This is a genomic window from Pedobacter sp. Bi27 (assembly GCF_918698255.1).
Classification (GTDB): domain Bacteria; phylum Bacteroidota; class Bacteroidia; order Sphingobacteriales; family Sphingobacteriaceae; genus Pedobacter.
The window spans coordinates 870,914-886,520 of the sequence record NZ_CAKKMW010000001.1; the positions used below are offsets into that span (position 1 = coordinate 870,914).

A 15,607-nucleotide genomic window follows, 5' to 3' on the forward strand; every position below is an offset into this window, starting at 1 on the left:
ACAAAATAAGATTAAGTGATTAAGAAGGTGCCGCTACGCAAACGTTTGACGGACTGTAACAAAATGGATAGATTCTTTCATAAACAAAAAAGCCCTCTGAATAAAAATTCAGAGGGCTTAAAATTACTATTAAAATCTAAGCTTCTACTTCTTCTTGTTTCGAAGCTAATAATTTATCGTATTCTTCTTGCGAACCAACGATGATTCTTTCGTAACCACGTACACCAGTACCTGAAGGGATTAAGTGACCAACGATCACGTTTTCTTTCAAGCCTAACATATTATCGCGTTTACCTGCAATAGCTGCCTCATTTAATACTTTCGTAGTTTCCTGGAACGAAGCCGCAGAAATGAACGATTTAGTACCTAATGATGCACGTGTAATACCTTGTAAGATAGAACTTGCAGTTGCTGGTCTTGCATCCCTAACCGTGATCTGTTTTAAATCTTTACGTTTCAATTGAGAATTTTCGTCTCTTAATCTACGTAATGAAACAATCTGACCTGGTTTGAAATCTGTAGAATCACCTGCATCTTCAACCACTTTCTTGTCGTACATCGCATCATTCTCGTCAGCAAAATCCCAACGGTCAACAGCATTGTTTTCTAAGAAAATAGTATCACCTGGATCCTCAATGTGAACTTTCTGCATCATCTGGTGAACAATTACCTCGAAGTGCTTATCGTTAATTTTCACACCTTGTAAACGGTAAACCTCTTGAATACCATTTACCAGGTATTCTTGAACCGCTGCAGGGCCTTTAATTGATAAGATATCGGCAGGAGAAATTGAACCATCTGACAAAGGCATACCTGCTTTTACAAAGTCGTTATCCTGAACAAGGATGTGTTTCGACAATGGAACCAGGTATTTTTTAACTTCACCATCTTTCGATTCGATTGTGATTTCACGGTTACCACGTTTAACGCCACCTAAAGTTACCACACCATCAATCTCAGTTACTACAGCTGGGTTAGATGGGTTACGCGCTTCAAATAATTCCGTTACACGAGGTAAACCACCTGTAATATCTCGGGTTTTACCAGTTGCACGAGGAATCTTAGCGATAATCTGACCAGTTTGGATAGTTTCACCTTCATCAACTGAAACGTGGGCACCTACCGGAATGTTATAACCTTTAATGAATTCACCTTTCTTATCAACGATCTGAACTGAAGGGTTTTTAGTTTTATCACGTGTATCGATAATTACTTTTTCACGGTGACCAGTTTGCTCATCTGATTCTTCACGGAAGGTTACACCTTCAATAATGGCATCAAATTGTGCTTTACCGGCAAATTCTGATAGAATAACCGCGTTGTACGGATCCCACGAACAGATTTTATCACCTTTAGAAAGTTTATCACCTTCTTTTACGAATAAGAATGCACCGTAAGGAATGTTGTTGGTTACAATGATACGTCCGGTTCCTGGCTCAACAATTTTGAACTCACCTGAACGACCTAATACCACCTGAACTGTTCCTTCTTCTGTTTGTGTATCTACAGTACGGATATTTTCGAATTCGATTACACCATCAAACTTAGCTACGATGTTAGATTCTGCAGCAATGTTTGATGCAGTACCACCCACGTGGAAAGTACGAAGTGTTAACTGTGTACCCGGCTCACCGATAGACTGTGCTGCAATTACACCAACTGCCTCACCTCTTTGAACGCGTTTACCAGATGCTAAGTTACGGCCATAACATAATGCACAAACACCACGTTTAGATTCGCAAGTTAATACTGAACGGATCTCGATACCTTCTAGTGGAGATTCTTCGATCAATTTAGCTACATCTTCGTTAATATCTTCTCCAGCACCCACTAATAAAGTGTTATCCAATGGATTGTACACATCATGTAGTGAAGTACGGCCTAAAATCCTGTCGTACAAAGGCTCAACGATATCTTCCTGATCTTTTAAAGCGGTAGTATACATACCTCTTAAAGTACCACAATCGTTATCGTTAACAATCATATCCTGCGCCACATCATGTAAACGACGGGTTAAGTAACCCGCATCCGCCGTTTTTAACGCCGTATCTGCCAAACCTTTACGTGCACCGTGAGTAGAGATAAAGTACTCTAATACCGATAAACCTTCTTTAAAGTTTGATAAGATCGGGTTTTCGATGATATCGCCACCTGAACCTGATTTTTGAGGTTTTGCCATCAAACCACGCATTCCGCAAAGCTGACGAATCTGCTCTTTAGATCCACGTGCACCTGAATCAAGCATCATGTAAACCGAGTTAAAACCTTGGTTATCTGACGATAACTGAGTCATAACGAATGTAGTTAACCTGTTGTTGATACGGGTCCAGATATCGATAATCTGGTTGTAACGTTCGTTGTTGGTAATGAAACCCATGTTATAGTTGTTTCTTACCTCTTCAACTTCAGCTGCTGCCTGTTCTAATAAAGTATGTTTTTCTACCGGAATGTTTACGTCTTGTAAGTTGAACGATAAACCTCCCTGGAATGCCATACGGAATCCCAACTCTTTGATATCATCTAAGAATTGTGAAGCACGGGCCATACCAGTCATTTTCACTACTTCACCAATAATATCTCTTAAAGATTTTTTGGTTAATAATTCATTGATATAACCAACTTCTTCAGGAACCATTTGGTTGAACAATACCCTACCTACAGTGGTTTCAGTTAATTTATTAACGATAGAACCGTCGGCTTGTTTAACATTTACCCTTACTTTGATAAATGCATGCAAGTCTAATTCTTTCTCGTTATAAGCAATGATAACTTCTTCCGGAGAATAGAAATTCGAATCCTGTCCTTTTACAACTCTGGTTTCATCTGTTCTACGGCCTTTAGTAATATAATAAAGACCCAAAACCATATCCTGTGATGGTACTGTAATTGGCGTACCGTTTGCAGGGTTTAAGATGTTGTGTGCGGCCAACATTAATACTTGGGCTTCCAAAATTGCTGCATTACCTAAAGGTAGGTGGACAGCCATCTGGTCACCATCAAAATCGGCGTTGAACGCAGTACAAACTAGCGGGTGTAACTGGATTGCTTTTCCTTCAATTAATTTTGGCTGGAAAGCCTGAATACCTAGTCTGTGTAGCGTAGGTGCACGGTTTAATAACACCGGGTGACCTTTTAATACATTTTCTAAAATATCCCAAACTAATGGATCTTTTCTATCAACGATTTTCTTAGCAGATTTAACTGTTTTTACTACACCACGCTCAATCATCTTACGAATAATGAATGGTTTGTAAAGCTCAGCAGCCATATCTTTCGGAATACCGCACTCGTGTAATTTAAGGCTAGGCCCTACAACAATTACCGAACGAGCTGAATAATCCACACGTTTACCTAATAAATTCTGACGGAAACGACCTTGTTTACCTTTCAAGATATCTGAAAGTGATTTCAAAGCACGGTTACCTTCAGTTTTTACCGCGTTAACTTTACGTGAGTTATCGAATAACGAATCTACAGCTTCCTGCAACATACGTTTCTCGTTACGTAAAATTACCTCTGGTGCTTTAATCTCGATCAAACGTTTTAAACGGTTGTTACGGATAATTACACGACGGTATAAATCATTTAAATCGGAAGTAGCGAAACGGCCACCTTCTAATGGCACTAACGGACGTAATTCTGGTGGAATAACCGGAACGATTTTAACAATCATCCACTCAGGGCGATTCTCGATACGTGTATTAGCTCCACGGAAAGCTTCAACAACCTGAAGACGTTTTAAAGCCTCATTTTTACGTTGCTGAGAAGTTTCGTTAGCTGCCTGGTGACGTAAATCATAAGATAAAGTATCTAAATCAATACGTTTTAATAAATCTTCTAATGCTTCAGCACCCATTTTGGCGATGAATTTATTAGGATCTTTATCGTCTAAGTATTGGTTTTCTTTAGGTAATTTATCTAAGATATCTAAATATTCTTCTTCCGTTAAGAAGTCCATATAGTTGATACCTTCTTCAGCCATTAAGCCTGATTGAATAACTACGTAACGCTCGTAATAGATAATTAAATCTAATTTTTTAGTAGGTAAACCTAATAAATAACCGATTTTGTTTGGTAAAGAGCGGAAGTACCAGATGTGCGCAACAGGAACCACTAAAGCAATGTGTCCCATACGTTCACGGCGTACTTTTTTCTCCGTTACTTCAACACCACAACGATCGCAAACAATACCTTTATAACGGATACGTTTGTATTTACCGCAATGACATTCGTAATCTTTTACCGGACCAAAAATACGCTCACAGAACAAACCATCACGCTCAGGTTTGTAAGTACGGTAGTTAATGGTTTCTGGTTTCAACACCTCACCGCTTGAACGTTCCAAAATAATTTCTGGAGACGATAAGCTAATCGTGATTGATGTGAAATTGCTTTTTAATTTATTATCCTTTTTGTAAGACATATCTTTTTGTTTTTAGTAGCAAGTACTTAATATCAAGTATCGAGATTGAATTAACCTTCTTGATACTCGATACTTTATACTTAATACTTAGTCTAACGTAATATCTAAACCTAATCCGCGTAACTCATGTACCAATACGTTGAACGATTCTGGTACACCTGGTGTTGGTAGGTTCTCACCTTTAACAATGGCTTCGTAAGTTTTCGCTCTTCCGATTACATCATCCGATTTAACGGTTAAGATCTCCTGAAGAATATTAGCTGCACCGAATGCCTCTAATGCCCAAACCTCCATCTCACCAAAACGCTGACCACCGAATTGGGCTTTACCACCCAATGGTTGTTGTGTAATTAATGAGTATGGTCCGATTGAACGGGCGTGCATCTTATCATCAACCATGTGACCTAATTTCAACATGTAGATAATACCTACAGTTGTAGTCTGATCGAAACGCTCACCTGTTAAACCATTGTATAAGTAGGTTTTTCCTGAAGCAGGAACTCCTGCTTTAGCGATCCATTCTTCCACCTCATCGTGCGTAGCACCATCAAAAATCGGAGTTGCAAATTTAACACCCAATTCTTTACCGGCCCATGCCAATACGGTTTCGTAGATCTGACCAAGGTTCATACGTGAAGGTACACCCAGTGGGTTCAACACGATATCAACCGGAGTACCATCAGCTAAGAAAGGCATATCTTCATCACGTACAATACGCGCAACAATACCTTTGTTACCGTGGCGACCCGCCATTTTATCACCTACTTTTAATTTACGTTTTTTAGCTACATAAACTTTTGCCATCTGTACGATTCCTGAAGGAAGCTCATCACCTACACTGATCGCGAATTTATCGCGTTTGTAAGCACCAAGTTCTTCGTTAACACGGATACCGTAATTGTGAAGCAACATTTTAATCATCTCGTTTTTATCATCATCAGTAGTCCATTTGTTAGGGCTAATGTGATTATAATCAAGCTCAGCTAAAATTTTCTGAGTAAATTTAGCGCCTTTAGCAACTAATAATTCTTTGTAAATGTTAAATACACCTTGAGATGTTTTTCCATTTACGATGGTGAATAATTTGTCAACTAATTCTGCTTTTAATTTCTCAGTGATATTGTTATATCCTTTGTCTAATTTCTCAATTGCCGATTTTTCCTCAGCTTTTGTAGTTTTCTTAGCACGGCTGAATAATTTGGTATCAATTACCACACCTTGGATCGAAGGAGGAGTTTTTAAAGACGCATCTTTAACATCACCTGCTTTATCACCAAAAATTGCACGTAGTAATTTCTCTTCCGGTGAAGGATCTGATTCTCCTTTTGGCGTAATCTTACCAATTAAAATATCACCTTCTTTTACATCAGCACCAATACGGATAATACCGTTTTCATCAAGGTCTTTAGTAGCCTCTTCGGAAACGTTCGGGATATCTGGTGTTAATTCCTCTTCTCCACGTTTAGTATCACGTACTTCTAATTCAAACTCTTCAATATGCAATGAAGTGAAAACGTCATCACGAACAATACGCTCGTTGATTACAATCGCATCCTCAAAGTTGAAACCTTGCCAAGGCATGAATGCCACTTTCAAGTTTCTACCCAATGCCAATTCACCATTCTCAGTTGCATAACCTTCGCAAAGTACTTGTCCTTTAGTAACTTTCTGACCTTTCTTAACGATTGGTTTTAAGTTGATACAAGTATTCTGGTTGGTTTTTTTGAATTTAATTAAACGGTAAGTTTTGCTATCACCTTCAAATGAAACTAAACGATCATCTTCGTTACGCTCATATTTAATGGTGATTTCGTTAGCATCAACATACTCTACAACACCGTCACCTTCTGCATTGATCAAAGTTCTTGAGTCACGTGCAACGCGACCTTCTAAACCTGTACCTACAATTGGTGCTTCAGGACGTAACAATGGTACGGCCTGGCGTTGCATGTTCGATCCCATCAACGCCCTGTTCGCATCATCATGTTCTAAGAACGGGATCAACGAAGCAGCGATTGAAGTAATCTGGTTAGGCGCAACGTCCATTAAGTCTAATTTCTCAGGCTCAATAATCGGGAAGTCACCCTCATAACGCGCTTTAACACGTGGTGTGGTAAAATTACCTTTATCATCATACTCTGCATTGGCCTGAGCGATGGTTTTACCATCTTCATCTTCTGCAGATAAATAAATAACGTCTGAATCTACAACTACTTTACCATCTTCAACACGTTTGTATGGTGTTTCAATGAAACCTAAATTATTGATTTTTGCATGCACACAAAGTGATGAAATCAAACCAATGTTTGGTCCCTCTGGTGTTTCAATAGTACATAAACGACCATAGTGCGTATAGTGAACGTCACGTACCTCGAAACCGGCACGCTCACGTGATAAACCACCTGGGCCTAAAGCCGATAAACGGCGTTTGTGTGTGATCTCTGCCAATGGATTCGTTTGATCCATGAACTGAGATAACTGGTTAGTACCAAAGAACGAGTTGATAACCGATGATAACGTACGGGCGTTAATCAAATCAGTTGGTGTAAACACCTCGTTATCGCGAATATTCATACGCTCACGGATTGTTCTGGCCATACGGGCTAAACCAACACCAAATTGTGCGTACAATTGCTCACCTACCGTACGTACACGACGGTTAGACAAGTGATCGATATCATCTACCTCTTCTTTTGAGTTGATCAATTTGATCAGGTATTTCACAATTGCAATAATATCTGCTTTTGTTAATACTTTAACCTCATCAGGGGTATTCATTTTTAATTTACGGTTGATGCGGTAACGACCAACATCTCCTAAATCGTAACGTTTATCTGAAAAGAATAAACGATCAATGATACCACGGGCTGTTTCCTCATCAGGTGGTTCTGCGTTACGCAAAGCACGATAGATGTTTTCTACAGCTTCTTTTTCTGAGTTTGATGTATCTTTCTGTAATGTATTATATATAATGGTATAATCAGCCTGACTTGCGCCATCTTCTTTAGACAAGATGATGCTTTTTACGCCTGCTTCGATAACCATATCAATGTGTTCGTCTTCTAAAACGGTTTCTCTTTCAAGAATCACTTCATTACGGTCGATAGAAACTACCTCACCTGTATCTTCATCTACAAAATCTTCAACCCATTTTTTCAATACCCTTGCTGCCAGTTTACGACCGATATATTTCTTCAAACCAGATTTACTAACTTTTACTTCGTCAGCAAGATCAAAAAGTTCCAAGATGTCTTTATCAGAATCGTAACCGATAGCACGTAATAAAGTGGTAACCGGGAATTTTTTCTTACGATCGATATAAGCATACATTACGTTATTAACGTCTGTAGCGAACTCGATCCATGAACCTTTGAAAGGAATTACACGTGCAGAATACAATTTGGTTCCATTTGTGTGACGGCTTTGACCGAAGAACACTCCTGGAGAACGGTGTAATTGCGAAACGATAACACGTTCTGCACCGTTGATAACAAACGTACCTTTTGGTGTCATATACGGGATTGTACCTAAGTACACATCCTGGATAATGGTTTCAAAATCTTCATGTTCTACATCATTACAAGAAAGCTTCAGCTTTGCTTTTAATGGAACATTGTAGGTTAATCCACGCTCAATACACTCATGTATATCGTAACGTGGCGGATCAACAAAATAATCAAGAAACTCCAATACGAAGATATTTCTTGAATCTGTTATTGGAAAGTTTTCAGCAAACACTTTAAACAAACCTTCGCTAGAGCGATCGTCTGATGTGGTATCTATCTGGAAAAATTCTCTGAATGATTGCAATTGCACATCCAGAAAATCCGGATAGTCTATAATGTGCTTACTAGTTGCAAAATTTACTCTTTGTTCGACTGTCTTTGCCAATGGACTAAAAGATTTTAGTTTAAGAATAAACTATTTGTTTGGTTTCAGTTTCAACCATTCTCATTAACCAAACAAAATGAGATGTTTATAAACAGGTAAAGACACCGACATTTTCAGTCGGTGTCTAATACATTTTTAGCTTAGCTAAGTTAAGTGATTACTTAATCTCAACTACTGCTCCAGCTTCTTCTAATTGTTTTTTAAGAGCTTCTGCTTCGTCTTTAGTAACACCAGCTTTTAATTCTTTTGGTGCTCCGTCAACTAAGTCTTTTGCTTCTTTCAAACCAAGGCCAGTTAAGTCTTTAACAAGTTTTACAACTGCTAATTTAGCGCCACCAGCTTCTTTTAAGATAACATCAAATGATGTTTTTTCTGCAGCAGCAGCAGGTGCATCACCACCAGCAGCAGGACCAGCAACTACAGCAGCAGCTGCAGGCTCGATACCATACTCGTCTTTTAAGATTTGAGCTAATTCGTTAACTTCTTTAACTGTTAAGTTTACTAATTGCTCAGCAAACGATTTTAAATCTGCCATTTTATTAAGATTTTAAAAATTTACGTAAAAATAATTTTGTTTAATTGCGAACTTAAGGTGTTCGTTAACCTTCTCTTTCTTGTAGAGTTTTAACAATTCCTGCAATTTTGCCTCCGCTTGATTTAAGCGCAGATATAACATTCTTAGCTGGTGATTGTAATAATCCAATGATATCGCCAATAAGCTCTTCTCTCGATTTTAAGCTTACCAAGTTATTCAATTGGTCATCGCCAACGTATACTGATGAATCTATATATGCTGCTTTAAGCACTGGTTTATCAGATGTTCTTCTCAAAGTTTTAATCAACTTCGCCGGAGCGTTTGCTGTTTTTGAGAATAATAATGATGATGAACCTTTAAGGGCTTCGTATATCTCAGAAGCATCGCCATCTAAACCTTCAATCGCTTTGCGGATTAAAGAGTTTTTAGCAACTTTCATGATGATATCACCTTCGAAACATTTGCGGCGGATGTTGTTAATCTGCTCAACAGAAAGGCTAGATGTATCAGCAATATAGAAATTGCCATACTCTTGCATTTGTCCTTGTAGTTCTAAAACTACTTCGTTTTTTTCTTCTCTGTTCATGATTAAATCCCCGCTACTGATTTTGTTTCAATTGCAATTCCAGGACTCATTGTAGAAGACACGTGAATGCTTTTAAAATAAGTTCCTTTAGCAGCAGATGGTTTTAATTTTGAAATTACCTGAATGATTTCAAGTGCATTCTCATAAATTTTATCTGCTGGGAATGATACTTTCCCTATTGAAGCGTGTATAATACCGCTTTTGTCTACTTTAAAATCAATCTTACCTGCTTTAACCTCTGTTACAGCTTTACCAACTTCGTTAGTTACTGTACCAGATTTTGGATTTGGCATTAAGTTCCTTGGACCTAAAACGCGGCCTAATTTACCTACTTTTGCCATACAAGCTGGTGTTGTGATAATAATGTCTACATCGGTCCAACCACCTTCAATTTTAGCCACATATTCGTCTAAACCTACGAAGTCTGCGCCAGCTGCTTTCGCTTCTTCTTCCTTATCAGGAGTTACTAGAGCTAAAACACGTACAGTTTTACCTGTACCGTGTGGTAAAGTAGCAATACCACGTACCATTTGATTCGCTTTACGCGGATCTACACCTAAAGATACATCAATATCAACTGATGCGTCAAATTTAGTGGTAGTGATTTCTTTTACCAAAGCAGCAGCAGCCTGTAAAGTATAAGCTTTACCAGCTTCTATTTTAGCGTGTGCCTTTTTTTGATTTTTAGTTAATTTCGCCACTGTTGTAAACTGTTTTTTAATTAATTGTTCCAGGGTGCGTCACCAGAAACGGTGATTCCCATACTGCGTGCTGTACCAGCAACCATACTCATTGCAGATTCGATTGTAAATGCATTTAAATCAGGCATTTTATCTTCAGCAATAACTTTAATCTGGTCCCAGGTCACCGATCCAACTTTTTTACGGTTAGGCTCAGCAGAACCACTCTGTAATTTAGTAGCATCTTTTAACTGGATAGCTACAGGAGGGGTTTTGATGATGAAATCGAATGACTTATCAGCATAAACAGTAATTACAACTGGCAATACTTTACCTGCTTTATCTTGGGTACGAGCGTTGTACTGTTTGCAAAACTCCATAATATTCACCCCTTTAGCACCTAATGCAGGTCCTACCGGTGGCGATGGATTTGCCGCTCCGCCTTTGATCTGTAATTTGATCATTGCACTGACTTCTTTTGCCATTTTGTGTTTTTTGTTTATTTAAAACTCAATGTTAAATATTGGAAGCATGTAACATTTAAATTCCTTTATGTTCCTATAAAACTAAAAGGACTGCAAAGATATGGATAATCTTGCAGATGCACAATAGATGGAGAGAAATATATTTAATAATAAATAAGGTGTATAAAATATGTTCAATAAATCAGCGATTAAGAAAAACAGTTTCTTCGATTATAAGCCATCAACAGATTGCTTCACTCCACTACAGGGGCCCTTTTTGTTCGCATTGACGGAATAAACCACAAAACTTACATTAATTATTAAGCGATTTAAAAAATCATTTAAAAAGAAAAAACCGCATGAAATAAATTCTGCGGTCTTTTTATATTCTAAAAATAATTTCTTACTCTTTTTCTACTTGCATGTAGTTAAGCTCAAGTGGCGTTTTACGTCCAAAAATCTTAACCATAACTTTCAGTTTTTTCTTCTCTTCGTTTACCTCTTCGATAATACCTGAGAAACCATTGAAAGGTCCGTCCATTACTTTAATGCCTTCGCCAACATAGTAAGGTACATTCATCGTTTCTCCTTGCTCACTCATTTCATCAACCACACCTAAAATACGGTTAACTTCTGCCTGGCGCATTGGGATTGGATTACCAGCTTTATCACCCAGGAAACCAATAACACTATTAATTCCTTTAATGATATGCTCTAATTCTCCATCTAATGTAGCTTCGATTAAAACATAACCAGGATAAAAGTTACGCTCTTTGGCAATTTTTTTACCATCTTTCATTTGGTAATATTTTTCCATTGGTATTAAAACCTGAGGAACCAAATGAGAGAAACCTAAACGGCTGATCTCAGCATCAATGTACTGTTTTACTTTCTTTTCCTTACCGCTAACAGCCCTTACAACGTACCACTTTAGATCGCTCATTAGTAAATATTAATTAGAAAGTGATTTATAAAAAGTATCTAACACAAATGTCGATCCTTTATCCATTGCAAAAATAACCAATGCAATAATTAAAGAAGCCACTAATACAAGAATTGCAGAACTTTGCAGTTCACCCCAAGTAGGCCATGTAACCTTCTGGGTCATTTCATCGTACGATTCTTTTATAAACTCAACTACTTTAGCCATATTTAATTTATTGAATGACAGAATGACTAAATGAGTGAATGATAATATTCGAAAGCTGACTTTCAAATTCAATCATTCACTCATTCAATTACTCAACCATTGTTTTGAGCACGGGAACAAGGATTCGAACCCTGATCAAAGGTTTTGGAGACCTCTATTCTACCGTTGAACTATTCCCGTAATTAGAAAGCAAAGTGCTTAAGCGTGCTCAAACACTTTGCTTTTCTTATTTTTTCTTTATTCCCGATAAATCAGGATTTAAGATTTATTTTAAAATTTCAGTTACCTGACCAGCACCTACTGTTCTACCACCTTCACGGATAGCGAAACGTAGACCTTTTTCCATTGCGATAGCGTTGATCAACTTTACAGTGATTGTAACGTTATCACCTGGCATTACCATCTCAGTACCTTCAGCTAGTGAAATCTCACCAGTAACGTCTGTGGTACGGAAATAGAATTGAGGACGGTATTTGTTGAAGAATGGAGTGTGACGACCACCTTCTGCTTTTGATAATACATAGATCTCAGCTTTGAAATCAGTGTGAGGAGTTACTGAACCTGGTTTACAGATTACCATACCACGACGGATATCAGTTTTCTCAATACCACGTAACAATAAACCTACGTTATCACCAGCTTCACCATAATCTAAGATCTTACGGAACATCTCAACACCAGTTACTGTAGATTTTAAGTTCTCAGCACCCATACCTAAGATTTCAACTGGATCTCCAGAGTTGATTACACCACGCTCGATACGACCAGTTGCTACAGTACCACGACCAGTGATCGAGAATACATCTTCAACAGGCATTAAGAATGGAAGATCAGTTAAACGTGGAGGAATTGGAATGTAGCTATCAACAGCATCCATTAATTCCATAATTTTTGCTACCCATTTAGCATCTCCGTTCAAACCACCTAAAGCAGAACCTTGAATAACAGGAATATCATCACCAGGGAAATCGTAGAACGATAATAATTCACGAACTTCCATTTCTACTAATTCTAATAATTCAGGATCATCAACCATATCCACTTTGTTCATGAATACAACCAATGAAGGTACACCAACCTGACGAGCCAATAAGATGTGCTCACGAGTTTGTGGCATTGGACCATCAGTAGCAGCAACAACGATAATAGCACCATCCATTTGAGCCGCACCTGTAACCATGTTTTTAACATAATCCGCGTGACCTGGACAATCTACGTGTGCGTAGTGACGGTTTGCAGTTGAATACTCAACGTGCGCAGTATTAATTGTAATACCTCTTTCTTTTTCCTCAGGAGCTGAGTCAATTGAATCGAATGAACGTGCCTCAGATAAACCTGCATCAGCTAAAACTTTTGTAATAGCTGCTGTTAAAGTTGTTTTACCGTGATCGACGTGACCGATTGTACCGATGTTTAAGTGCGGTTTACTACGGTCAAATTTTTCTTTTGCCATTTTATTTATAACTAATTAGTAGGTTAACTTTTTATTAATTTTATTTATTGTTTTGATGCAATGCAACACAAAAAACCTTGTCTACCCTGCATATTAAACAGATTTAACAAAGCTTTATTATCCTGAGCCAACTATGGGAATTGAACCCATGACCTCTTCCTTACCAAGGAAGTGCTCTACCGCTGAGCTAAGTCGGCTTTTTAGTTTCCAGTTCCAGCCTTTAGTTTTAACCAAATAAAAACTGTTACCAATAACTGCCCACTTTCTAATTTTTATTGGAGCGGAAGACGAGGTTCGAACTCGCGACCTATAGCTTGGAAGGCTATCGCTCTACCAACTGAGCTACTTCCGCTTTTAAAAACTAGTGATTGATTGAATGAAAGAATGATAGAAATAATCTCTCATTAAAACATTTGGTCGTTCATTTAAAGTGTGGGGAGAGAAGGATTCGAACCTTCGAAATCTTGCGATAACAGAGTTACAGTCTGTCCCATTTGGCCGCTCTGGAATCTCCCCATTTTCTACTTTAAAATGCTAACACTTTAAAATAAAAAGAGCCTCCTATCGGAATCGAACCAATGACCTACTGATTACAAGTCAGTTGCTCTACCAGCTGAGCTAAGGAGGCTTTAAATTTTGTGCAATGATACGAAAAATCTTCATTTTTCATACTATTAACGTGTTTTTTTAAAACTTTTATCTTTTTAAAGAACAAGCCTTTTCTTCTTGGCCTAACACCGTTTCCGAAAGGGAATGCAAATATACACACTTATATTTCACTTCAAAATAAATTTGAAAAAAAATAGTGAAATTTTTAGCCCTCCTGCTCAATTAAGACGATTTAAAATAATAGGTACTTCATAATCAGTCGCTTTGCTTTCGCTTAAAATCGTATTATTTTTTTTAACTTTTTCGGTGTTCTAACGAATATGAATCGGTTTTTAAGTTTAATTGCACTTGCCCCCACGTCCTGGCGCTTTCCAGCTACCACGTCTTATACCCTTTAACGTCACCAAATCGTTTATATCCTTATTAGTTTTAAAAAAAATCCAATCGATACCATTTATTAATTAGTCAAAACAATTAAAAAACAGCAGCAAATTCCTCACGGTAGTCCATAAAAAAGGCAACATAATGATTAATCATGTTGCCTTTTCTTAAAATAATGCTAATTTTAGTAATCAGCGGCTTCGCTTTCGCTTAAAATTGCTTTATGCTCACTTAATTTTGCGCGTGTTTTATCCTTATGTTTAGTGATCTGCTTTCTCAACGATTCAATTGCCAGATCTGTGGCTTCTTCAAATGATTTACATTGTTCTTTAGCGAAGAGGGTCCCTCCCGGCACAATGAGTTTTATCTCACTAATTTTATTGGCCTCATCCTCTACGTTTTCTAACTTTAAATACACTTCTCCGCTAATGATCTGGTCGAAAAACTGATCTAGCTTATTTGCTTTTTTTTGTATAAAATCTAACAACTTACTGTCTGCACTGAAGTGGATTGATTGAACTCCGATTTTCATTTTTCCTCCTTTTTTTATGCCTTTGGATGGGCTTGTTTATAAATTGTTTTTAATCTTTCGATCGAATTGTGGGTGTAAACCTGGGTTGCAGCTAAGCTGGCGTGACCCAAAAGTTCTTTAATTGCATTTAGATCTGCTCCTGCATTTAGCAGGCTTGTTGCATAACTGTGCCGAAGCACGTGGGGACTTTTCTTCTCATTGGTTGATACGTGGTTTAGGTATGAGGTAACAATACGGTATATTAATTTTGGATATGCCGCTGCACCTGTATTGGTAACGATTAAGATAGGCAAATTGTTATTAAAGTTTTGCAACTTTTTTAGCTCAACATAGGTATTTACCTGATTGATAAGCTGTTTATTTACAGGAATGATCCGTTCTTTATTTCTTTTACCCAATACCTTTATTGTTCCCGAATAAATATCAATATCAGTATCTTTTAACTGGAGTAGTTCTGTTAAACGTATGCCGGTACCAAAAAGCAGTTCGATTACCAGATGATCGCGAACAGAAGAGAAGCTTTCATTAAAATAATGCTCCGAATCCAATAACTGATCCATCTTTTGCGAATCAACAAATACGGGTAGTCTTTTGGGTATTTTTGGTGCTTTAATTAAAACGGTAGGATTTTGATCAATCTTTCCGCTTCGCTGCAAAAATTTATAAAAACTCCTCAATGTCGAAATTTTTCTATTGATGGTCTGTTCTGATACTTTCTTCTCCATCAGATCTACCATATAGCTCCGTAGGTGAATATGCTTAACTTCTAAAAAGTTTAGTTCGAATGTAATATTGACATACGCTTCAAACTGATCTAAATCTGTTTGATAAGAGGTAATGGTGTGCTGGGAATAGCGCTTCTCGTGAGTTAAATAGGTTATAAAACTTTTTAGCAACATTCAA

At 37.7% G+C, this 15,607-nt stretch carries 11 protein-coding genes and 5 tRNA genes; all 16 read right to left on the minus strand.

Translation table 11 applies throughout. The features are described 5' to 3' along the window. Window positions 1-136: 136 nt before the first annotated feature. The 16 genes from rpoC to LQ227_RS03430 all read right to left on the minus strand — a co-directional run bounded on the left by rpoC (window position 137) and on the right by LQ227_RS03430 (window position 15,603). On the minus strand, window positions 137-4,423 hold the full coding sequence (gene rpoC, locus LQ227_RS03355) for a DNA-directed RNA polymerase subunit beta' (protein ID WP_057932470.1): 4,287 nt from the start codon (window positions 4,421-4,423) through the stop codon (window positions 137-139). An 87-nt stretch (window positions 4,424-4,510) separates the two neighbouring features. Then, on the minus strand, window positions 4,511-8,314 hold the full coding sequence (gene rpoB, locus LQ227_RS03360) for a DNA-directed RNA polymerase subunit beta (RefSeq protein ID WP_029279311.1): 3,804 nt from the start codon (window positions 8,312-8,314) through the stop codon (window positions 4,511-4,513). A gap of 157 nt (window positions 8,315-8,471) precedes the next feature. Beyond that, window positions 8,472-8,849 (minus strand): 50S ribosomal protein L7/L12, encoded by a 378-nt coding sequence (gene rplL / locus LQ227_RS03365; RefSeq protein ID WP_029279312.1) that lies wholly within the window; start codon window positions 8,847-8,849, stop codon window positions 8,472-8,474. A 64-nt stretch (window positions 8,850-8,913) separates the two neighbouring features. After that, on the minus strand, window positions 8,914-9,435 hold the full coding sequence (rplJ, locus tag LQ227_RS03370; RefSeq protein ID WP_057932472.1) for a 50S ribosomal protein L10: 522 nt from the start codon (window positions 9,433-9,435) through the stop codon (window positions 8,914-8,916). Between the two features lie 2 nt (window positions 9,436-9,437). Next, the gene (gene rplA, locus LQ227_RS03375) at window positions 9,438-10,136 is read right to left on the minus strand and encodes a 50S ribosomal protein L1 (protein WP_029279316.1); all 699 of its coding nucleotides are present in this window, start codon (window positions 10,134-10,136) and stop codon (window positions 9,438-9,440) included. A gap of 20 nt (window positions 10,137-10,156) precedes the next feature. Next, window positions 10,157-10,600, minus strand: a complete 444-nt coding sequence (rplK, locus tag LQ227_RS03380) for a 50S ribosomal protein L11 (protein WP_010601094.1) — start codon at window positions 10,598-10,600, stop codon at window positions 10,157-10,159. Window positions 10,601-10,982: 382 nt separating this feature from the next. Further along, window positions 10,983-11,522 (minus strand): transcription termination/antitermination protein NusG, encoded by a 540-nt coding sequence (gene nusG / locus LQ227_RS03385; protein WP_025143263.1) that lies wholly within the window; start codon window positions 11,520-11,522, stop codon window positions 10,983-10,985. A gap of 9 nt (window positions 11,523-11,531) precedes the next feature. Further along, window positions 11,532-11,729: a preprotein translocase subunit SecE gene (gene secE, locus LQ227_RS03390; protein ID WP_029279332.1), complete on the minus strand. Its 198-nt coding sequence runs from the start codon at window positions 11,727-11,729 to the stop codon at window positions 11,532-11,534. A gap of 109 nt (window positions 11,730-11,838) precedes the next feature. Then, window positions 11,839-11,909 (minus strand) — tRNA-Trp (locus tag LQ227_RS03395). An 85-nt stretch (window positions 11,910-11,994) separates the two neighbouring features. Continuing rightward, entirely contained in the window at window positions 11,995-13,182 is a 1,188-nt protein-coding gene (gene tuf / locus LQ227_RS03400) for an elongation factor Tu (RefSeq protein ID WP_057932476.1), read from the minus strand. A 125-nt stretch (window positions 13,183-13,307) separates the two neighbouring features. Continuing rightward, a tRNA-Thr gene (locus tag LQ227_RS03405) sits at window positions 13,308-13,379 on the minus strand. Between the two features lie 79 nt (window positions 13,380-13,458). Next, a tRNA-Gly gene (locus LQ227_RS03410) sits at window positions 13,459-13,534 on the minus strand. A gap of 81 nt (window positions 13,535-13,615) precedes the next feature. Further along, window positions 13,616-13,698, minus strand: a tRNA-Tyr gene (locus LQ227_RS03415). A gap of 39 nt (window positions 13,699-13,737) precedes the next feature. Continuing rightward, a tRNA-Thr gene (locus LQ227_RS03420) sits at window positions 13,738-13,810 on the minus strand. A gap of 546 nt (window positions 13,811-14,356) precedes the next feature. After that, the gene (gene hpf, locus LQ227_RS03425; protein WP_025143266.1) at window positions 14,357-14,704 is read right to left on the minus strand and encodes a ribosome hibernation-promoting factor, HPF/YfiA family; all 348 of its coding nucleotides are present in this window, start codon (window positions 14,702-14,704) and stop codon (window positions 14,357-14,359) included. Between the two features lie 14 nt (window positions 14,705-14,718). Continuing rightward, the gene (locus tag LQ227_RS03430; RefSeq protein ID WP_230148234.1) at window positions 14,719-15,603 is read right to left on the minus strand and encodes a tyrosine-type recombinase/integrase; all 885 of its coding nucleotides are present in this window, start codon (window positions 15,601-15,603) and stop codon (window positions 14,719-14,721) included. Between the last annotated feature and the right edge of the window lie 4 nt (window positions 15,604-15,607).

Bases quoted from the DNA above. Each gene is read 5' to 3' on its own strand.
- rpoC (WP_057932470.1), bottom strand. From the start codon at position 4,423: ATGTCTTACAAAAAGGATAATAAATTAAAAAGCAATTTCACATCAATC.
- rplL (WP_029279312.1), bottom strand. From the start codon at position 8,849: ATGGCAGATTTAAAATCGTTTGCTGAGCAATTAGTAAACTTAACAGTT.
- rplJ (WP_057932472.1), bottom strand. From the start codon at position 9,435: ATGAACAGAGAAGAAAAAAACGAAGTAGTTTTAGAACTACAAGGACAA.
- rplK (WP_010601094.1), bottom strand. From the start codon at position 10,600: ATGGCAAAAGAAGTCAGTGCAATGATCAAATTACAGATCAAAGGCGGA.
- nusG (WP_025143263.1), bottom strand. From the start codon at position 11,522: ATGAGCGATCTAAAGTGGTACGTTGTAAGGGCTGTTAGCGGTAAGGAA.
- secE (WP_029279332.1), bottom strand. From the start codon at position 11,729: ATGGCTAAAGTAGTTGAGTTTATAAAAGAATCGTACGATGAAATGACC.
- tuf (WP_057932476.1), bottom strand. From the start codon at position 13,182: ATGGCAAAAGAAAAATTTGACCGTAGTAAACCGCACTTAAACATCGGT.
- hpf (WP_025143266.1), bottom strand. From the start codon at position 14,704: ATGAAAATCGGAGTTCAATCAATCCACTTCAGTGCAGACAGTAAGTTG.
- LQ227_RS03430 (WP_230148234.1), bottom strand. From the start codon at position 15,603: ATGTTGCTAAAAAGTTTTATAACCTATTTAACTCACGAGAAGCGCTAT.